The organism is Methylorubrum podarium (genome assembly GCF_040270385.1).
GTDB classification, from domain to species: Bacteria; Pseudomonadota; Alphaproteobacteria; order Rhizobiales; family Beijerinckiaceae; genus Methylobacterium; species Methylobacterium podarium.
The window spans coordinates 36,269-55,540 of the sequence record NZ_JBELQE010000084.1; the positions used below are offsets into that span (position 1 = coordinate 36,269).

18 protein-coding genes are annotated in these 19,272 nt (G+C 73.1%); 10 read left to right on the plus strand and 8 right to left on the minus strand.

Annotation, left to right across the window (positions count from 1 at the left end):
- Positions 1-6 precede the first annotated feature (6 nt).
- The 4 genes from ABS772_RS15170 (at position 7) to ABS772_RS15185 (ending at position 6,934) form a co-directional block, all read left to right on the plus strand.
- Positions 7-279, plus strand: a complete 273-nt coding sequence (locus tag ABS772_RS15170) for a hypothetical protein (protein ID WP_350395684.1) — start codon at positions 7-9, stop codon at positions 277-279.
- Between the two features lie 132 nt (positions 280-411).
- Entirely contained in the window at positions 412-1,659 is a 1,248-nt protein-coding gene (locus tag ABS772_RS15175) for an exonuclease SbcCD subunit D (RefSeq protein WP_350395685.1), read from the plus strand.
- 10 nt (positions 1,660-1,669) lie between these two features.
- Positions 1,670-5,416 (plus strand): AAA family ATPase, encoded by a 3,747-nt coding sequence (locus ABS772_RS15180; protein WP_350395686.1) that lies wholly within the window; start codon positions 1,670-1,672, stop codon positions 5,414-5,416.
- A gap of 258 nt (positions 5,417-5,674) precedes the next feature.
- A complete protein-coding gene (locus tag ABS772_RS15185; protein ID WP_350395687.1) occupies positions 5,675-6,934 on the plus strand; it encodes an MFS transporter in 1,260 nt (419 codons plus the stop codon).
- Between the two features lie 248 nt (positions 6,935-7,182).
- Here the strand turns inward: ABS772_RS15185 and ABS772_RS15190 are convergent, their stop codons facing one another.
- Complete coding sequence (locus ABS772_RS15190; protein WP_350395688.1) at positions 7,183-7,947, minus strand: ComF family protein; 765 nt, start codon at positions 7,945-7,947, stop codon at positions 7,183-7,185.
- Between the two features lie 29 nt (positions 7,948-7,976).
- Entirely contained in the window at positions 7,977-8,213 is a 237-nt protein-coding gene (locus ABS772_RS15195; RefSeq protein WP_350395689.1) for a hypothetical protein, read from the minus strand.
- A gap of 210 nt (positions 8,214-8,423) precedes the next feature.
- On the opposite strand from ABS772_RS15195, the gene ABS772_RS15200 reads away from it, so the two are divergent.
- Both ABS772_RS15200 and ABS772_RS15205 read left to right on the plus strand, forming a co-directional pair.
- Positions 8,424-9,317 carry a methyltransferase domain-containing protein gene (locus tag ABS772_RS15200; protein WP_350395690.1) on the plus strand — a complete coding sequence of 298 codons (894 nt, stop codon included), beginning with the start codon at positions 8,424-8,426 and terminating at the stop codon, positions 9,315-9,317.
- Complete coding sequence (locus ABS772_RS15205) at positions 9,314-9,667, plus strand: DUF427 domain-containing protein (protein WP_350395691.1); 354 nt, start codon at positions 9,314-9,316, stop codon at positions 9,665-9,667. Before ABS772_RS15200 ends, ABS772_RS15205 begins: the two co-directional genes overlap by 4 nt.
- Positions 9,668-9,676: 9 nt before the next feature.
- On the opposite strand, the gene ABS772_RS15210 is transcribed toward ABS772_RS15205, so the two are convergent.
- The 4 genes from ABS772_RS15210 to argJ are packed head-to-tail and all read right to left on the minus strand — an operon-like array spanning position 9,677 to position 13,630.
- The gene (locus tag ABS772_RS15210; RefSeq protein ID WP_350395692.1) at positions 9,677-11,221 is read right to left on the minus strand and encodes a DUF6880 family protein; all 1,545 of its coding nucleotides are present in this window, start codon (positions 11,219-11,221) and stop codon (positions 9,677-9,679) included.
- Between the two features lie 32 nt (positions 11,222-11,253).
- On the minus strand, positions 11,254-11,670 hold the full coding sequence (locus ABS772_RS15215; RefSeq protein WP_350395693.1) for a (deoxy)nucleoside triphosphate pyrophosphohydrolase: 417 nt from the start codon (positions 11,668-11,670) through the stop codon (positions 11,254-11,256).
- On the minus strand, positions 11,667-12,389 hold the full coding sequence (locus ABS772_RS15220; RefSeq protein ID WP_350395694.1) for an SIMPL domain-containing protein: 723 nt from the start codon (positions 12,387-12,389) through the stop codon (positions 11,667-11,669). The genes ABS772_RS15215 and ABS772_RS15220 overlap by 4 nt, the downstream gene beginning before the upstream one ends.
- Positions 12,386-13,630, minus strand: coding sequence for a bifunctional glutamate N-acetyltransferase/amino-acid acetyltransferase ArgJ (gene argJ, locus ABS772_RS15225; protein ID WP_350395695.1), 1,245 nt, complete (start codon positions 13,628-13,630; stop codon positions 12,386-12,388). Before argJ ends, ABS772_RS15220 begins: the two co-directional genes overlap by 4 nt.
- Before the next feature lie 382 nt (positions 13,631-14,012).
- Here argJ and ABS772_RS15230 point away from each other — a divergent pair, with 382 nt between their 5' ends.
- Together ABS772_RS15230 and ABS772_RS15235 are read left to right on the plus strand one after the other, a co-directional pair.
- Entirely contained in the window at positions 14,013-14,483 is a 471-nt protein-coding gene (locus tag ABS772_RS15230) for a response regulator (RefSeq protein ID WP_238258359.1), read from the plus strand.
- A gap of 92 nt (positions 14,484-14,575) precedes the next feature.
- Positions 14,576-15,130 carry a glutathione peroxidase gene (locus tag ABS772_RS15235; RefSeq protein WP_350395696.1) on the plus strand — a complete coding sequence of 185 codons (555 nt, stop codon included), beginning with the start codon at positions 14,576-14,578 and terminating at the stop codon, positions 15,128-15,130.
- A 28-nt stretch (positions 15,131-15,158) separates the two neighbouring features.
- Here ABS772_RS15235 and ABS772_RS15240 read toward each other — a convergent pair whose 3' ends face one another.
- The gene (locus tag ABS772_RS15240; RefSeq protein ID WP_350395697.1) at positions 15,159-15,383 is read right to left on the minus strand and encodes a hypothetical protein; all 225 of its coding nucleotides are present in this window, start codon (positions 15,381-15,383) and stop codon (positions 15,159-15,161) included.
- Between the two features lie 110 nt (positions 15,384-15,493).
- Between ABS772_RS15240 and ABS772_RS15245 the strand changes: the two genes are divergently transcribed.
- Together ABS772_RS15245 and ABS772_RS15250 are read left to right on the plus strand one after the other, a co-directional pair.
- Positions 15,494-15,721: a hypothetical protein gene (locus ABS772_RS15245; RefSeq protein WP_350395698.1), complete on the plus strand. Its 228-nt coding sequence runs from the start codon at positions 15,494-15,496 to the stop codon at positions 15,719-15,721.
- A gap of 91 nt (positions 15,722-15,812) precedes the next feature.
- Positions 15,813-16,055, plus strand: a complete 243-nt coding sequence (locus tag ABS772_RS15250) for a DUF2188 domain-containing protein (protein ID WP_238253830.1) — start codon at positions 15,813-15,815, stop codon at positions 16,053-16,055.
- Positions 16,056-16,059: 4 nt separating this feature from the next.
- On the opposite strand, the gene putA is transcribed toward ABS772_RS15250, so the two are convergent.
- Positions 16,060-19,167, minus strand: a complete 3,108-nt coding sequence (gene putA / locus ABS772_RS15255) for a bifunctional proline dehydrogenase/L-glutamate gamma-semialdehyde dehydrogenase PutA (RefSeq protein ID WP_350395699.1) — start codon at positions 19,165-19,167, stop codon at positions 16,060-16,062.
- Positions 19,168-19,272: the final 105 nt, after the last annotated feature.

Sequence of the window (19,272 nt, forward strand, 5' to 3'; positions counted from 1 at the left end):
ACCCCCTTGCGCGCCTCTCTCCTCCGCCTCTCGCTCGGATTGCTCTGCCTCGGCCTGATGCTCCCCGGCGAGGCCATGGCCGCCCGCAAGGCGACCACCTCGCGCCCGGCCAAGACGACCGTCAAGACGAAGGTCGCCCAGGCGGACGCGAAGACGCCGGCCCCCGCGCCGCAGACGGCCTGGACTGCGGCCGAACCGGCCAATTGCGGCCGCGTGCGGCGCAAGCTCTGGCAGGCGGACGAGGGTTGGATCGTCAAGACGGTCACCGTCTGCCACTAAGGCCCGCGGCCGCAAGCCACAGGAGATCCCGGCCCCGCCGCCGGGATGCTCTCGAAGCCGGCGACACAACCGGCTACAAGCCGCCCGAGGCGGCGACGGTCGCTGCCCCAGTCTCGGCGAGTGGCGTCCCCAGTGATCCGCGTTCTCCATACGGGCGACTGGCACATCGGCCAGACCCTGCGCGGCTTCTCCCGCGAGCGCGAGCACGACGCCGTGTTCGGCTGCCTGGAGCGCCTCGTCGTCGAGCGCGAAGTCGATGCTCTCGTCGTGGCCGGCGACGTGTTCGACAGCCAGAACCCGTCCGGCGAATCGCAGGCGCGCTTCTACGCATTGATGGCGCGCCTCCACGCGGCGCGGCCCGCGATGACCATCGTCATCACCGCCGGCAACCACGACGCCGCCGGTCGCCTGGAAGCGCCGCGCCCGCTCCTCGAAGCCATCGGCGTCCACGTCGTCGGCAATGTCCGGCGGCGCGACGGCGCGATCGACCTCGAACGCCATCTCGTGCCGGTCCGTGCCGGCAACGGCGAGGTCGCGGCGCAGGTGCTCGCCGTCTCCTACCCCACCGCCGCCTGCCTGCCGCCGCTCTCCTCGCTCGGCAGCGAGCGGCGGATCGGTGAGACTTCGCCCATCGTGGCGGCGGTGCGCGACCTCTACGGCCAGCTCTTCGAGGCGGCCCGGCCGCGGCTCGCCGGCCTGCCGCTCCTCGTCACGGGCCACCTCCACGTCGCGGGCGGCCTCGAATCGGAGGGGGCGGAGCGGCGCATCCTGGTCGGCGGCGAGCACGCTGTGCCGGCCGACGTGTTTCCCGAGGAAGCGCGCTACGTGGCGCTGGGCCATCTTCACCGGGCGCAGGGGCTGGGCGGCGGGCAGGTGCGCTACTGCGGCTCGCTGATCCCGCTCTCGGCGGCCGAGCAGCCCTACCGCCACGGGGTCACCCTGGTGACGCTCGGCGCGGGCGCTGCGGAGATCGAGCATATCGAGATCGCCCGCCCCGTCCCGTTCCTGCGGCTGCCGGCTTCCGGCGACATGCCGCTCGCCGATCTCGGCGACCATCTCGCGGCCCTGGCGCTCGACCCCGACCTGCCGCTGGAGGCGCGGCCCTACATCCAGGTGCGGCTCGCCCGCGAGGGCCTGCTCCCCGGCTACCGGGCCGAGGTGGACCGCATCGCCGAAAGCTTTCCGGTGCGCGTGGTCGATGTGCGGGTGACCGTGCCGCCGCGGGCCTCGGTCGAGATCGTGGAATCGGAAGCGCCGCCGCCGCGCCTGTCGGAGCGGGATCCGGAAGAGCTGTTCCGCCTCGCCTACCGCGCCAAGTGGGACGAGGAACCGGCGCCGGCCCATCTCGACGTGTTCCACCGCGCGCGGGCGGAAGCCTGAGCCGCCGGCCATGCGCATCCTCGCGATCCGCGGCGAGAACCTCGCGAGTCTCGCCGCGCCCTTCGCCGTCGATCTCTCGGCCGAACCGCTCGGCGCCACCGGTCTGTTCGCCATCACCGGCGAGACCGGCGCGGGCAAGTCCACGATCCTCGACGCGCTCTGCCTCGCCCTCTACGGCCGCTATCCCCGCGTCGCGGTGTCCCGCCGCGAGGACGTGCCCGATCCCGGCGGCGAGGCGCTGAGCGCCAGCGACGGGCGGGCGATCCTGCGCCGGGGTGCCGGGTCCGGCTATGCCGAGGTCGATTTCGTCGGCCAGGACGGCGTGGCCTACCGCGTCGGCTGGGAAGCCTATCGCGCCCGCAACAAGGCCACCGGCAAGCTTCAGGCGGAGCGGCGGCGCCTGCACCGCCTCGACGACGGCAGCGCCGTCGCCGCGGGCAAGACGCAGGTGCTCGACAAGGTGGTCGCGCTGACCGACCTGACCTTCGACCAATTCCGGCGCACGGTGCTGCTCGCGCAGGGCGAGTTCGACGCCTTCCTCCTCGCGGCGGAGGGCGAGCGGGCCGAGCTTCTGGAGAAGATCACCGGCACCGCGATCTATTCGGACATCTCGAAGCGGGTGCATCTCGGCTACGAGGAGCACCGCCGCGCGGTCGAGGCGCTGGAGGTCCGGCAGGGGGAGATCGGACTGCTCGACGAGGCCGGATTGCAGGCCCGCCGGACGGAGCGCGCGGAACGCCTCGCCGAGGTGGCGGCGTGGCGCGCGGAGCAGGAGGCGGTCGGCCGCACGCTGGAGGCCGCGCGCCGGATCGAGGCCGCGCGGGCGGCGCTCGCGCAGGCCGAACTCCGGGCCGCCGCGGCGCGGGCGGCGTCTGAGGCGGCGGCGCCCGATCGGGAGCGATGGGCCGAACTTCTGGCCGTCGAGCCGTTGCGCGGGCGCGCGGAAGCCCTCGACGAGGCCGCCCGCGAGCGCTCCGCGGCGGAGACGCATGTCGAAGCGACCGCGATCCGGGTCGCGGCGGCTCGCATGGCCGCCGAGACGGCCGAGGCCATGCGGGCGGAGGCGAGCGCCGCAGATGAGGCCGCGGAAGCCGTCTTCAAGAGTTTTGGTCCGCTCTGGGACCAAGCGGCCGAACTCGATGCGGCGATCACCCATGCGGAGCGCGAAGCCGAGGACGCGGCGCAGGCGGCCGCCCGGTCGGCCGAAGCCGCCGAGGCGACCGGCGTGGCGCTCGCCGTCCTCGACCGGCGTCTCGCCGAAGCGCGGGAGGCACGCGATGCCGCGGCCCGCCGCCTCGATGCCGACCGCGCCCACACCCTCCTGGCCGAGCGCGGCGACGAGTTCGCCCGGCGCATCCGCGAGCGGGCGCGGCTGCGCGGGCAGGCGGAGGCGGCCGCTCGGGACGCCGCCGCGCGCCGGGCCGAGATCGCCGCCTGCGACGCGGAGGCCGGCACCGGCGCGGCCCGTCTCGCTGCCCTCCGCGACCGTCGCGAGGCGCTGACCGCCGCCCGCGCCGAGCGCGAGACGGCGCTCGACGCCCTCGCCGAGCCGGCCCTGCAGGCCCGCGCCGTCGCCCTGGAAGGTGTCCTCGATGGCCTGCGCGACGCCTACGCCCTCGCGCAGCGCCACGGCACGGCCCTCGCCGACCGCGCGGCCGCCGCGGAAGCGGAAGCCGAGGCCGCCGCGGCGTTCGCCGAGGCGGCGGCCCGCTTCGCCGCCGAGGAACGGGCGCTGCAGGAGGCCGGCATCCGCCGCTCCGAGATCGCGCCGCTCGCCGAACTCGCGCAGGAAAGCGTGTCCCGCGAGGCGGCGCGGCTGCGGAGCCTGCTCGTGGACGGCGCGCCCTGCCCCGTCTGCGGCAGCCTCGACCATCCTCATGCCCACGGGTCCGACGACGCCCTCGGACGGCTGGCCGATGAGATGCGTGCCCGCCGCGCCGAACTCGACGCGCGGATCGCCGAGCATCAGGCCGCCCGCGACCGTGCCCGGGGCGATGCCGCCGCGGCGGAGGGGCGCCACGACGACGCGCAGGAGCGGGGTGCCGTCGCGGCGGAGGCGGTGGCCTCGACCGCCGCCCGCTACCGCGCCGGCCTGCCCGATCTCGCCGCCGCCCTCGACGCGGCCGGGCTCGCCGTCAGCCTGCCGCCGGAGCCGGACCTGTCATCGCTCGGCGCGGCCGGAGCCGCTTCGCGGGCCGAGCGCGACGCGATCCAGCGGACGCTCGCGGATGCGCGAACCTTGCGCAGCGCGATCGACGGCCTGATCCGGGAGCGCGACGCGGTCGAGGCCCAGATCGAGGCGCAGACCCGCAGCCTCGACGCGCTCACGCGCCGTCGGACCGAGGCCGAGCTCGCGGCCGAACGGGCGGAGAGCGGCCGCACCGCCCTCCTCCAGAGGGTGTCGGACCTGTCGGGCGAGATCGCTCCGGCGCTCAGCGCCGCCGATCTCGGCCTCGCCGATCTCGATCGCGCCGCGGAGACCTGCGCCGACCGGATCGCCGCTCTGGGGCAAGCCTACGCGGCGCTCCTCGCACAGCAGGCCGGCTACGAGGCGCAGCTTGGCGCCCTGGCCCCGGAACGGGCGGTGGCCGCCTCCCTCCGTGAGACCGAGGCCCGCGCAGCGTCGAGGGCCCGCACGGAGGCGGCGGAGCGGCAGGCACGGCTCGGACAGGCCCGCGCCGCCCGCGCCGGCCTCCTCGGCGGCGAGGCGACCGGCGCCCACCGAACGCGGCTCAACAACGAGCGCCGCGGGGCGCGCGAGGCGCTCCAAGCCGCGCAGGCCGCCGGCGCCGAAGCCGCCCGCGCGCTGACGGGTGCCGTCACCGAAGCCTCCGCCGCCGCCGCGGCCCTGGAGCGCGCCGCCGCCCGCCACGCGGCGGCGGAGGCCGCTTTCACGCAGGCCTGCGGCGACCGCGGGCGCGAGGCGGTGGCCGCCCTGCTCGCGGTTCCCGCCGAGTCGCGCGAGGCGCTGCGCGGGCGGATCGAGGGGCTCGGCCGCGAGGAAGCCGAGGCGATGACCGCCCTCGCGACCCGCCGCGCCGACGTCGAGGCGCTGAGCACCGAGGTCGGGATCGACGTCCCCGCCGCGCAGGCCGAGGCGGCGCGGCTCGCAGACGCCACGGCGCAGGCGCAGCAGCGCCTCGGCGCCCTCGACGCGGAACTGCGCCGGGACGAGGCCGCCCGCGCCAAGGCGGCCGACCTCGCGCGGGAGATCGAGACGGCACGGGCCGAGCTCGCGACCTGGCATCGGGTCGAGGAGGCGATCGGCTCGGCCGGCGGCGACCGCTTCCGCCGCTTCGCGCAGGGGGTGACGCTCGATCACCTCGTCCACCTCGCCAATGACCAGCTCAAGGCGCTCAGCCCGCGCTACCGCCTCGCCCGCAGCGCCGGTGCCGACCTCGCCCTCCACGTGGTGGATCGCGACATGGGCGACGAGCGCCGGGCGACCCGCAGCCTGTCCGGCGGCGAGCGCTTCCTCGTCTCGCTGGCGCTGGCGCTCGCCCTGTCGGGCCTAGAGGGACGGCAATCCTTCGTCGACACGCTCTTCATCGACGAGGGCTTCGGCTCCCTCGATGCCGAGACCCTCGACCTCGCGGTGGACGCCCTGGAGACGCTTCAGGGCCGCGGTCGCAAGGTCGGCGTCATCACCCACGTCGCGGGGATGATGGAGCGCATCGCCGTGCAGATCCGCGTGGAGAAGCGCGGTTCCGGGCGCAGCGTCGTCCGCGTGGTGGACCGCGGGTGTGCCGTCGTTTGAGGCAACGCGGTCGCTGCTTCGTTCATAGGCACCGGTGCATCCGCCGACGGCACAACGTGGCCGCGTATTCCCCTCCCCCTCGGTTCGTCGGCGGATCTGAGTTGGCACGCCCTCTGCATAGGTGAGGGCGCTGCCCCTGGGCAGCGGGCGGGGCAACGGCGCCTCGCGCTCGGACGGCGCGTGTCCGGACACACTCTCCCGCATGAACGGCCCCGCCCGGTGTCCCGAGCGGCGTCTTCGAGCCCTACGAGCACGCCGATGGCTTCCTTCAAGACCGTGATGAAGTCGGGCCACCCCCCGACCCTGTTCGCCGCGTTCCTCTACTTCGATTTCTGCTTCGCGATCTGGGTGCTCAACGGCGCCATGGGTCCGTTCATCACCGAGACCTACGGGCTCACCCCGGCCCAGACCGGCTTCATGATCTCGCTGCCGATCCTGGCCGGCGCGATCATGCGCTTCCCGCTCGGCGTGCTGGCCCAATACATCGGCCGCAAGAACGCGGCGCTGACGGAGATGGGCGTCATCGTCCTGGCGATGGCCTACGGCTTCTTCTTTGTCTCTTCCTACAACGACGTGCTCGCCATGGGCGTGCTGCTCGGCATCGCCGGCGCCTCCTTCGGCGTGGCGCTCTCGCTCGGCTCGGGCTGGTTCCCGCCGGAGCACAAGGGGCTCGCCATGGGCATCGCCGGCGCCGGCAATTCCGGCACCGTGCTCGCCGTTCTGTTCGCGCCGCCGCTGGCGCAGTCCTTCGGCTGGCAGGCGGTCTACGGTTTCGCCGGCCTCGTGATGATCGTGCCGATCCTGGTGATGATCTTCCTCGCGAAGGAGCCGCCGGACTGCCACGGCCAGACCTTCAAGGAGCACGTCTCCTGCCTCTTCACCAAGGACGGCTGGGCCTTCTCGCTGATCTACGTCATCACCTTCGGCGGCTTCATCGGCCTGTCGAACTTCCTTCCGACCTTCTTCTACGAGCAGTTCGCGGTGACGAAGGTCGAGGCCGGGCGCCTGACGATGCTCGCTGCCCTGATGGGCTCGGGCATCCGCATCCTCGGCGGCTACTTCGCCGACCGGATGGGCGGCATCCTCGTCCTCTCCCTGGTGCTGCTGGCGGCGATCGGCTCGTTCCTGGCGCTGACCGCCACGCCCTCGCTCGCCGTGACGACGCTGCTGTTCATGCTCTGCTTCGCCGCCCTCGGCGCCGGCAACGGCGCGCTGTTCCAGCTCGTCCCCCTGCGCTGGCCGACCAACACCGCCGTGGCCGGCTCGATGATCGGCGAGGTCGGCGCCCTCGGCGGCGCGATCCTGCCCAACGTGATGGGCTTCTCGAAGCAGTATACCGGCGGTTTCGCCTCCGGCTTCGTCGTCTACGCCGTGTTCACCGGCCTCGTGCTCGGCTGCCTGTTCCTGTGGCAGCGCAAATGGGTCGGCGCCTGGGTCGGACCGCGCGGCAAGGTGCTCGACCAGCCGGCCCCGGCGCAGGTCGAGGCCGCGGGCCGGATGGAACCGGCGGGCGCGTGACGCCGAAGCATCGATTTCGTGACGAACGGGGGGCCTTGCGGCCCCCCGCTTGCGTTCGAAGCGAATCTCAGGGGCAAGACACCGACTGGTTTCCGGTCGATCGAGCGGGTTTCGCCCTACTACGTCATCGCGAGGCGAAGCCGAAGCGATCCAGGGCGTGACCTTTCCGGAAGGGTCGCGCCCTGGATTGCCACGGCTTCGCCTCGCAATGACGGCGGAGAGACCGAAGCGATCGACCGGAAGCCGGTTCAGAGCCCGTCCCGCGTCACCGTCGCGAAGGTGAGGAGATCGACCCCCGCCGCGCCGGCGCGCAGCAGCACGCGGGCGGCGGCATTGCCCGTGGCGCCCGTCGTCGTCACGTCGTCGATGAGGAGCAGGCGCCGCCCCGCGATCCGCGCGCGCCCGGAATCGGTGACGCGGAACGCGCCCTGAAGGTTCTCGGCGCGCTGGTGGCGCGTCAGGCCGACCTGGGGCCGGGTCGCCTTCACGCGGGCAAGGGCCTGCAGGTCGCAGGGCTTGCCGCTCCGTCGGCCGATCTCGCGGGCCAGGAGCGCAGATTGATTGAAGCACCGCCGCCAGAGACGCAGACCGTGCAGCGGCACCGGCAGGATGAGCTCGGCCTCTTCCAGCAGCTCGCTCCCGGCGGCGGCCATCATCCGGGCCATGGTGCGGGCGAGGTCGAGACGGTCGCCGTATTTGAGGCGGTGAACGAGGTCGCGCGCCGTCCCGTCATAGATCGCGACCGCCCTGGCGCGCCCGAAGACCGGCGGCTCGGCGATGGCGCCGGGAGAGATCAAGCCGCCGATTCCGAGGTCGAGGGCGAAGGGCGTGCCGAGCCGTTCGCAGTAGGGACGCTCGATCAGGCGGAGCCCGCTCCAGCAGGCGGCGCAGAGAGCGTGGGGTTGTCCGGTGGCCGCCCCGCAAGCGACGCAGGTGGGCGGATAGACGAGGCCGACGGCCGACGAGGCGAGGCGCCGCAGACTCTCCCGGAAGACGGGGAGACCGGGCGCCATCGGCCGTCGGTCGCTTCGAGCCGGCGGCGTCAGCGCGCGCCGGCCCCCTGATCGCCTTGACGGGCTGCCTTGTCCGCCTTGTCCCTCTTGTTCGCCTCGTGCCGTCCGACGGCGCATCCGGCCGCGGCGCCGAGGATGCCGTGCCCGGCCATATGTCCCGCAATGCCCCCCACCGCGGCGCCCTTCAGGCACCCCTTGGCCTCGGCGGTGCTGGCCAGCGCGACGGCGGCGAGGATCATCGTGGCGCGGATCACAATCCGTGTCATCTTCCGTCTCCTTGGAGCGACGGGCGAACGAAATCGACGAGCAAACGAAGATACCTGATCTCCGTTCCAGGTCATTTCGCCGCCGAATGATCGTGCAGCCGGCCGGACCACGGGAACGTTCCGTGCCCAGCCAGGGGGTCCGCCGGCGCGCGGACCGGACCGGGTTTCCACCCTGGCCGCGGCGCCCTCGAAGCCCCATCTGCTCACCCGATGAACGAGTCCGCCCCCCTGTTTGATCCCGCCCTCATCCGCCGGCGCATCGCCCGTGCGCGGAGGGCCGGCTTTGCCGGATTCCTCGTGGAACGGATGATCGAGGATCTGGAGGATCGCCTGGCGGCGGTGACGCGCCCCTTCGCCCTCGGCCTCGATCTCGGCACGCCCGTGCCCACCCTCTCCGAGCGGTTGCGGACGAGCGGCCGGGTGGAGCGAATGGTCCGGCTCGGGCCAACCCCCGAACCCGACGGAGCAGTCGTCGGCGATCCTGAGCTTTTGCCGTTCGGCGGAGGCGCCGGGTTCGATCTCGCGGTGTCGGTCCTGGCGCTCCAGCACGTCAACGATCTGCCCGGCGCCCTGCTGCAGCTGCGTCGCGCGCTCAAGCCCGACGGCCTGCTGCTGGCCGGCCTCCTCGGCGGTTCGACGCTCACCGAATTGCGCCAAGCCTTCCTTCAGGCGGAGAGCGAGACGGAAGGGGGCGTGAGTCCGCGCGTCGCCCCCTTCGCCGAGCTGCGCGACCTCGGCGGCCTGCTCCAGCGCGCGGGTTTCGCGCTGCCGGTGGTGGATGCGGAGACGATCACCGTCCGCTACGGCGACCCGTTCTCGCTGATGCGCGACCTGCGCGCCATGGGCCTGACCAACGCCCTGCACGATCGCCGCCGCACGCCCCTGCGCCGGGCCACGCTGATGCGCGCCGCCGCCATCTACGCCGAGCGCTTCTCCGATCCGGACGGGCGGCTGCGCGCCACCTTCGAGATCCTGTGGCTGTCGGGCTGGGCGCCCCACGAGAGCCAGCAGAAGCCGCTGCGGCCCGGCAGCGCCAAGACGCGGCTCGCCGACGCGCTCGGCGCCGCCGAGCACCGGCTGCCGATCAACGGAGAATCATCATGAAGGAGCCGAGTCCGTCCCATCCAATCACCATCACGCCCCACCCGAACCGCGTGCGCGTGGAACTCGGCGGGCGCGTGATCGCGGAGACGTGGGACGCGTTGGAACTGCGCGAGGCGCGCTACGATCCCGTTCTCTACATCCCCCGCGAGGACATCGCCGCGGACATGCTCGTCCCCAATCCGCGGCGGACCTACTGTCCGTACAAGGGCGAGGCCTTCTACTTCGACGTCGCGGCCGGTCGCGAGACCCGCGCGGCGGCGTGGTCCTACGAGAATCCGTTTCCGGCCGTGGCCCAGATCCGCGGCCACGTCGCGTTCTACCCGGACCGGGTCGACATCATCGAAGCGTGAGGCTCGGCCTCACCCCTCCACCTGCGACCAGAACCCGGACTTGCGCCCGTGCGCCTTGCGCAGGCGCGCCACGTAATCCGCGTGGTTCGGCGTGAGGTCGCCCGGCGCCAGGTCCCGCGCGAGTTCGCCGAGGCGCGTCAGGTGGCGGGCACCGTGGCCGTAGGCGGGCGAGCGGCCACGCTCGAGGATGTCGTCGATGAGCGCGCGGTAGAGAATGCTCGCCGCCAGCGGATGGTCCGGCTCCAGCGCCTCGGCAGCCGGGGCGAGCAGCTCCCAGATGCGGCCCGACCATTCGTCGCGCCGCTCCAGCACCAGCCGCGCGGCGCGATCCAGGTTCGGCCAGCGGACCAGGAAGTAGAGGCCGCCATGGGGATCCTTGCGGCTCGCGGCGTGGGCGAAGGCGCGCTCCAGCGCCTCCTCGTCCTCGAAATCCGGTAGGCGCGCGAGGTAGTCGCGCAGGGCCTGAGGATCGAGGCTCCTCTCGAAGCGCGACCAGCGCAGGCCCTGCGCCTCGTCCCTGCGTCCGAGCGCGTCGAGGATGCGGATCTCGACGGCCTCGCGCTCCCGCTCGGGCCCCAGCGCGTCGACGCTGCCGGCCAGCAGATCCTCACGGGTCATGACCACCACGCCACGCTTCTGCTCGCGGCGGATCCACTCGAGGGCTTCCGCGGCGCGGCCGGCCGCGAGCAGACGCTCGGCGACGGCGACGCGGTCGGGCCGCTCGGGCGACATCTCCAGTTCGAGGGCGATGTAGGCGTCGGCGTCGCCGCGGGCATCGGCGATGACCTGGCGCAGGCGGTTCAGGCTCAAACGCTGGTAGCGCCGCTCCCACGCCTGCCCAGCCATCTCGAAGGCAGCCGGACCGCTCTTCCTCTTGGGTTGGGCGGGAAGCGCCGCGAGGGCTTCGACCAGGCGCGCATCGAGGGGGTCGAGCGCCGCCTCCGGCAGCTTCGGCAGGAGATCGACCAGCAGCGCTCCGACGAGGCCGAAGCCGTCGCGGTCGAGAGCGTCGAGGGCGCGGGTGGCGAAGCCGAGCGCGGCGTCGGCCGAGAGCCCCGCGGCGAGACCGGCGGCGGCTTCCGCGGCGGCCTCGTAGAGGGCGTGCACCTGCCCGCTCGAATCGTCGACCCGCTCCAGCGTCGCGTCCGCGCTCCGCAGGAAGCGCAGCAGCCGGTCGAGGGCCATCCCGGTGTCGAGCGGCTTCAGGTCGGAAAGGATGGTCGCGAGCGTGGCGTCGAGGTCGGCGGTGAAGGCCCTGCGCTTCTGCCAGTCGATGTAGCCGCGGGCCTTCTCCAGCGCCGAGAGGCGGCGGTCGATCAGCGCCGCCACCCGTTCGGGCCCCTGGAGCGCGGCGAGCGCAGCGCTCACCCGCTTCTTGAAGGCGGCGCTTTGGCCCACTTCTTCAAGGATCAGGGCGATGAGCCGCTCCTGGCTGAGCGCGGCGAGGCTGTCCGCGGTCGGCGTGGTGCTGCGCGACTTCTTCTGCGGCTTCGGTTCAGCCGGCGCTCTCGCCGACGCCGCGCTCTCGACTGCCGCTTTGGCTCGCCGCGCCATCGCTCCCAACCCCCTCCGAGCCCGAGGCCCGGTCAGGGTCCGAGCAGATCGATCAGGAAGGGGATCAGCGGCAGGTCGGCCGGCGGCATCGGCAGGTCGCGCAGGGCCCCCGGGCGCACCCAGCGCAGCGCCTGCGCCTCGCGGGACTGCGGAACCCCTTCCCAGCGCCGGCAGATGTAGAGCGGCATGAGCAGGTGGAAATCCGGGTAGGCGTGGCTCGCGAAGGTGAGCGGTGCGAGGCAGGGCTCCTTCACCGCGATGCCGAGCTCCTCGGCGAGTTCGCGGATCAGCGTCTCCTCCGGCCGCTCGCCGGCCTCGACCTTGCCGCCGGGAAACTCCCAGAGGCCGGCCAGCGTCTTGCCCTCGGGGCGCTCGGCCATCAGCACCCGGCCGTCGGCGTCGACGAGCGCCGCCGCGACGACGAGCACCAGCTTGACGGGCGGGCTCATCGGCCGATCGCGAACACGGCGTCGACCTCGGCCGAGGTCTCGATCGTCCCGGCCTCGACCGGCACGGCGGTGCGGCCGCGGGGGGCCGCGGCCTTCATGGCGAGACCGTAGGGCATCGGGCGGGGCGACTCGGCCCGCGGCGGCGACTCGATCGAGAGCACGGTGCCGAGCTTGACCCCAGTCGCTTCGGCAATGCGCTCGGCCTGGGCCTTCGCGTCCTTCACGGCGGCGACCTGCACGGCGGCATCCGCCGAGGCCGGGTCGCGCAGGCCGAAGCTGATGCCCTCGATCCGGTTGGCGCCGGATTCGAGGGTGCGCCGCATCAGTTCGCCGAGCTTGCCCATCTCGGCCAAGCGGACCCGCACCCGGTTGCCGGCCGTGTAGCCGTCGTCCCGCTCGCCCATCGTTCCGTCGGGCAGGCGGACATTCTTTGTCCGCGGCTGCAGGGTGATCGAGGAGGTGCCGATATCGGCCTCCGCCACGCCCATCGCCTTCGCCGTCGCGACGATGCCCTTTGCGGCCTGGCTCGCGGCGTCGAGGGCGGCGGCGGGCGTCGCGCCGCGACTCTCGACGCCGATCTCCACCGAGGCAAAGTCCGGCGCGATCTCCTGGGAGGCGCGGCCGATCACCCGGATGCGACCGGGCTCGTCGTCGGCCGCGGCCGGTGCGGTGGCAACTGCGAGGAGCAGGAGGGAAGCGGCGGGGGCCAGGAACTTCACGAGCGGTAGTCCCCATTGATGGCGACGTAGGCCTTGGTGAGGTCGCAGGTCCAGACCCGGGCGCGGCCCTGGCCGAGGCCGAGATCGACCCGCACGGTGATCTCGGGCCGCCGCATCACCGCGCTCGCCGCCTCTTCGCTGTAATCGGGGTCGCGGGCGCCCTGCACCGCGACGCGCACGTCGCCGAACCAGATCGCGAGGCGGTCGCGGTCGGCGGGCTCGCCGGCCTTGCCGACGGCCATCACCACGCGCCCCCAATTGGCATCCTCGCCGGCCACCGCCGTCTTCACCAGGGGCGAGTTGGCGATCGACATCGCGATGCGGTGGGCGGAGGGATCGCTCTCGGCGCCCTCGACCTCGACGGTGACGAGCTTGTTGGCGCCCTCCCCGTCGCGGGCGACGAGCTGCGCGAGTTCGATCAGGAGGTCGTCGAGGGCAGCGCGAAAACCGTCGAGCCGCGGGTCGTCGGCGCGGGTGATCGCCGTATTGCCCGCGGCGCCGGTGGCGAAGAGCAGCAGCGTGTCGGAGGTCGAGGTGTCGCCGTCCACCGTCACGCAGTTGAACGACGTCTTGGTGCCCTCGCTGAGCAGCTCCTGCAGCACGTCCTGCGACAGAGCCGCGTCGGTGAACGCGAAGGAGAGCATCGTCGCCATGTCGGGGGCGATCATGCCGGCCCCTTTGGCGATGCCGTTGATCGTCACCGCCACGCCGCCGATCTCGACCCGGCGGGTGGCGAGCTTCGGGAAGGTGTCGGTCGTCATGATGGCCTGGGCCGCCTGCGCCCAGGCCTCGGCGCCGCCCTCGGCGCGGGCGGCGCACTCGGCCAGAACGCCTTCGAACTTGCGTGCGTCGAGCGGCTCGCCGATCACGCCGGTGGAGGCGATCATCACTGCCTCCGGGGCGCAGGAGGCCGCCCGGCCGGCGATCTCGGCGGTGAGCGTCACCGCCTCGCGGCCCTTCATCCCGGTGAAGGCGTTGGCGTTGCCCGAATTGACCACGAGCGCCCGCGCGCCCTTACGGGCCGTCAGCGCGTCCCGGCACCAATCCACCGGCGCGGAGGGGCAGCGCGAGCGGGTGAACACGCCCGCGACCTGAGTCCCCTCGTCCAGGGCGACGTAGAGCACGTCGGTGCGGTTCTTGTAGCGGATCCCGGCCTGCGCGGTGGCGAGGCGCACGCCCGCGATCTCCGGCAGCGACGGCGACGTGGCGGGGGCCAGGGGAGAGATTTCGGTGGATGACATCGGTCGTCGGCTCCGTCTCGTACCCGTTCTCGCCCGTTCGGCCGCGTCGAGAGGCGCGGCCTCGCACGCGGAGGCGACACGGGCATGAAGCTTCGTGAAGCTTGAGGTCGCGGGCCGCTGTCTTGCGCCCGGCGCGCCCCACGTCAACACGCGGCGGTCGGTTGAGGTTGGCGAAACCTCTGCCGCCTCGGGGAATCTCGCAGTCGCTCAACCAGGGAAGTGGCCGGCCCGTATCGGATCAGAGGGTACGAGCGGCACAACTTGCGATAGGCAAGACGAGCCCGAGTCTTGTCGCGTGATGCGGGGTGTGTCCCGTATGGAGCATAGGCCCTGTCATCGCTCTGTGATGCTTGAATGCCTTGGGCGATCTGCGTAACCTAGAATGATGCAGCGCACCCAAGACCGTGAGCACGCGACCATCGACCCGGCTGCCGCTCGCGCGGACGGCGCTGTCGGCGGCAACGGGACGCCGCGCAGTTGCTACGGTGTGCAGGTTTTGGTCGCGGGGCGCCGCAAACAGTGGCGCGACGAGATCAACGGGCAGATCCGCCGCGCGGGCTACAGTGCGATCACCGTCGATTCGGCCGTCGATGCCCTCACCGTGCTCGTGCTCGGACTGCCGGTCGACGTCCTCGTGACCGATGCCGAGCTGCACGGCTCGCTCGGACTCAGCGAGCTCGCGGCCGAGGCACGGGCGCTCCGCCCGAATCTCGGCATCGTCGTCGCCTGCGACTCGGCGGTCAGCGACTGCGCCGACCTCGTGCCGGCCGACGCGCTGCTGGTGCCCTGCCCGAGCGAGGAGGAGGCGGTCGCCTGCTCGGTGCGCGAGGCGCTGGCCGCCCGCGCCGTCTGACAACTCCCTCCGCCGCGCGAACCCGCGACGATCGGGCTCGTACCCGACGGCCGGCCCCGTGTGGCAGCCTCGGAGACGGAGGAGACAACGCCATGACGATTCGCCGCCGGGACTGCCTCGCGATGATCGCCGTTCTCGCGGCGGGCCGCGCCCATGCCGCGGAGACCGGCCCGGCGGCCGCCTTCGCCTTCGACAAGCCGGAGGGCGGCAGCCTTCCGCTCTCGGCCTATGCCGGCAAGCCCGTCCTGATCGTGAACACCGCCACCGCCTGCGGCTACGCCCCGCAATTCGTCGGCCTCCAGGGGCTGTGGACCCGCTTCGGCGAGCGGGGCCTCACGGTGATCGCGGTGCCCTCCCCCGATTTCGGCAATCAGGAGCCCCTCGACGGTCCCGCCATCGCCGAGGCCGCGCGGAAGAACCACGGCGTCACCTTCCCGGTCGCGGACAAGACCCATGTCCGCGGACCCGCCGCGCATCCGTTCTACCGCTGGGCGGCGGAGCAGAAGCCGGGGCAGAGCCCGCAGTGGAACTTCCACAAATACCTGATCGGCCGCGACGGCACCCTGCGCGCCGCATTCGCGACCCAGGTCGATCCGAGCGATCCGCGCGTCGTCAGCGCGATCGTCGCGGAGCTGGGTCAGGCCTGAGCCGGGGGCCTTCGGGCGTGCCTCGCCGTCACCGGCCGGGCACGTCGGCCGGCGGCAGCATTCCCCGTTCGACCCGGGCCGGCGGCAGCGGACGCCGTGCGCGCGGCCCGTGGAGACGCTCCGTCCGCTCCACGGCGCGCGGCGGCGCGGACGGGTAATTCGAGGCGAAGGGGTTCGGCGGCACGCCCTGGGCCAGGACGGGTGAGGCCGCGAGGCAGAGACTCGCGACGGCGAAGACGGTGCTCGGACGCATCGGCAGCGGAATTCCGGTCGGTGGGACTCGCGCCCGAACGGGGCGCGTCCCCACATGCCACCGGGCCGCGTCATCTTTGCGGCCGGACAGATCGAGCCGAAGATCGCGCCATGGAACCGCACAGCTTCGAACGGGACGGCATCGTCTACGAGGTTCGCTTCGAGCAGACGCCGGACGGCTGGATCGCCCGCATTCAGCCGGAGGACGGTGCGCAGGCGCATGTCTTCGCCTTTCCCAACGGCGTCGGCTTCGATCCGGACGACGTGCGCGGCTCGCTGATCGCCGGCTGCGAGGCTGCGGTGGCGCGCATCCCGCGCCGGGCGCCGACGCGGCATTGAGGCCGGGGAAACGGAACCTCCGGCATTTCGACCAGTTCGGGCTCCAGCACGCGAGAGCAATGCGCGCCGGAAACGAACGGGATTTTTCGCGATGACCGAAGTGACCTATCACATCGTCGAGCACGACGGCGGCTTCGCCTACAAGGTCGGGGACGTCTTCTCCGAAACCTTCCCGAGCCGCCAGGAGGCGCTCCAGGCGGCCCAGGCCGCGGCCGCGGAGCAGCAGGTGCCGGGTTCGACCGAGGGCATCCGCTACCAGGACGGCAGCGGGCAATGGCACGACGAGACCGCGCAGGGCAGCGACCGGCCGGTCGCGCGGGTCGCGGAAGACTGACGCCTCAGCCGTCGAGGGTAATGAGCCCGACGCTGCCGCCCGCCGCCGCGGTGTTGATGGTCAGCGTCCGCTCGATGGCGAAGCGGGCGAGGTAGTGGGGTCCGCCGGCCTTCGGGCCGGTACCGGAAAGACCGGTGCCGCCGAAGGGCTGGCTGCCCACCACCGCGCCGATCATGTTGCAATTCACGTAGACGTTGCCGTGCGGCAGGGCCTCGGCGATCCGCTCCGCCGCCTCCTCGATGCGCGAGTGAATGCCGAGGGTGAGCCCGTACCCGCCAGCCCGGATCTCGTCCACGACCCGCGCGAGGCCGTCCGCCGGGTAGCGGACGACGTGGAGGATCGGCCCGAACACCTCTTCACGCAGGTCGGCGACCCCGCCGATCTCGAAGATGTGGGGCGCCACGTACAATCCGCCCGGTGCCCGACCGGCGAAGTGCGGGCGCGCCGAGGCGGACAGGGCGGCGACATGTGCGTCGAGCCGCTCCCTGGCCTCCGCGTCGATGACCGGACCGAGATCGGTGGCGAGATCGTGGGGATCGCCGACCGCGAGCTCCCGCGCCGCGCCGGCCACCGCCGCGATCATCCGGTCGGCCACGTCCTCCTGCACCAGGAGCAGGCGCAGGGCTGAGCAGCGCTGGCCGGCGGAGCGGAAGGCCGAGGTGACCACGTCGTCGGCCACCTGCTCGGGCAGCGCCGTGGCATCGACGATCATCGCGTTGATGCCGCCGGTCTCGGCGATCAGCGGCAGGATCGCGCCGGCGCGGGCGGCGAGCGCCCGGTTGATCCGCCGCGCGGTCACGGTCGAACCGGTGAAGACGACGCCGGAGAGCGCCGGATGCCCGATCAGCGCGGCTCCGGTCTCGGGGCCGCCGGGAACGAGATGCAGGGCGCTGCCCGGAATGCCGGCCCCCTGCAGCAGCCGCACGGCGAGATCCGCCACCAGCGGCGTCTGCGGCGCGGGCTTCGCGACGACGGCGTTGCCCGCCATCAGCGCCGCCGCGACCTGCCCCGTGAAGATGGCGAGCGGGAAATTCCAGGGCGAGACCGCGACGAACACGCCCCGCCCGACGAGACTCAGGCTGTTCGCCTCGCCCGCCGGGCCGGGCAGGTTCTCCGGCTCGGAGAAGAGGTCACGCCCCTGCGCCGCGTAGTAGCGCAGGAAGTCGATCGCCTCGCGCCACTCGGCCAAGGCATCGTCGAGGGTCTTGCCGGCCTCCGCCTGCAGCAGGTGAAGGAGCCGGCCCTGCTCCCGCAAGAAGGCCTCCGCCGCCCGCTCCAGGCAGGCCGCCCGCTCGCGGGCCGGCGTCGCGGCCCAGGCGGGAAAGCCGCGGGCGGCGGCCTCCATGGCGAGGGAAGCGGTGGCGGGATCCGCCTCGACGACGCTGCCGAGCGTGACGCCGTCGATGGGGCTCGCCACCGGCCGGGCGCGGCCGGCCCCGGTGGCGCCGTCGATGATCGGCGCGGCCTCGGCGGGGCCGGCGGCGGCCGCGACGGCCTCGGTCAGCCGCCGGAGCGACGCGCCGTCCCCGAAGGCGAGTCCCGGCGAGTTGCGTCGCCCGCGCCCGAACAGGTCGCGCGGGAGCGGGATCTTCGGATGCCGGGCCTGCGAGGGCATCTCGACCAGGATCTGGGGCCGGGCGAGAAGCTCGGCCACCGGCACCGCGGGATCGGCGGCGCGGGCGACGAAGGAGGAATTCGCGCCGTTCTCCAGAAGGCGGCGGACGAGATAGGCGAGCAATTCGCGGTGGCCGCCGACCGGCGCGTAGACACGCTGGCCGATGCCGGGCGCCCGCTCGGCAAGCCGCTGGTAGAGCGCCTCGCCCATCCCGTGCAGGCGCTGGAACTCGAACCCCGCCTCCTCGGCGGCCGGCCGGTCGATGTGCCCGGCGAGGCCGAGCACGCTCGCCACAGTCAGCGCGTTGTGCGTGGCGAATTGCGGGTAGAGCCGCGGGCGGTGGGCGAGAAGGCGCCGGGCGGCGGCCAAATAGTTCAGGTCAGTCATCGCCTTGCGGGTGAAGACGGGATAGTCGGTCGTGCCCTGCGTCTGGGCGAGCTTCACCTCGGTGTCCCAGTAGGCGCCCTTGACGAGGCGCACCATCAGCCGGCGGTCGTACCGCTCGGCGAGCGCGGCGACGTGGTCGATCAGCGGCAGGCAGCGCTTCGAATAGGCCTGGATCGCGAGGCCGAACCCGTCCCAGCCGGCGAGCGCCGGGTCGGCCAGCACGGCGGCGAAGACGTCGAGGGAGAGTTCGAGCCGCTCCGCCTCCTCGGCATCGAGGGTGAAGTTGAGGTCGTGGGCGCGGGCGTCGCGGGCAAGGTCGCGCACCACCGGAACCAGCTCGGCCATCACCCGCGCGGCTTGCGTCGGCGCGTAGCGCGGATGCAGCGCCGAGAGCTTGACCGAGATACCCGGCCGGGCCGGCAACGGCGCGTTGCCGGCCTCGCGGCCGATCCGCGCGATGGCGCGGACATAGGCCTGGCGGTAGCTCTCCGCGTCGTCGGCCGTGCGGGCGCCCTCGCCCAGCATGTCGAACGAGTAGCGCGACCGCCGGGCGGCGCCCGAGCCGGCGCGCTTGAGCGCCGCGCCGATCTCCTCGGCCAGCACGAACTGGCCGCCCATCACCCGCATCGCCCGGTGCGCCGCCGCGCGCACGGCCGGGCGGCCGAGGCGGCGGACCATGCCGCCCAGCGTCGCCTCGGGCGTGTCCTGCGGGCCGACGATGCGGGCGCCGAGACCGAGCGCCCAGGACGCGGCATGGGCGAGCCCGCTCTCCGAGCGCACCGCGTGGTGGGCGAAATCGCCCTCGCGCAGCTTGTCGGCGATCAGCCGGTCGGCGGTGGCCGGGTCGGGCACCCGCAGCAGCGCCTCGGCGAGGCTCATGAGGGCGAGGCCCTCGCGGGTCGTCAGGGCGTATTCCCGCAGCAGGGCCTCGACCGCACCGTGGCCGGCATCCGCGCGGATCGCCTCGATCAGGTCCGAGGCGAGGCGATCGACCGCCGCCTCCGCGCCGGCCGGGAGCGGCGCCTCGCGCAGCAGCGCTTCGGCCAGGGCGGCGTCATCCGGAGCGTAGGGAGCCTGAAAGCGGGGAGCGGACATGGGGCCCTGGACCATGGGAGAGAGTAGCACCCTCTCTGTCTTCCGACAGGCCGATTTTCTGCCTCCCGACGTCAGCGACTTCGACCCGTTTCGCCGTTCCGGCGCCAACGACTCTCAGAA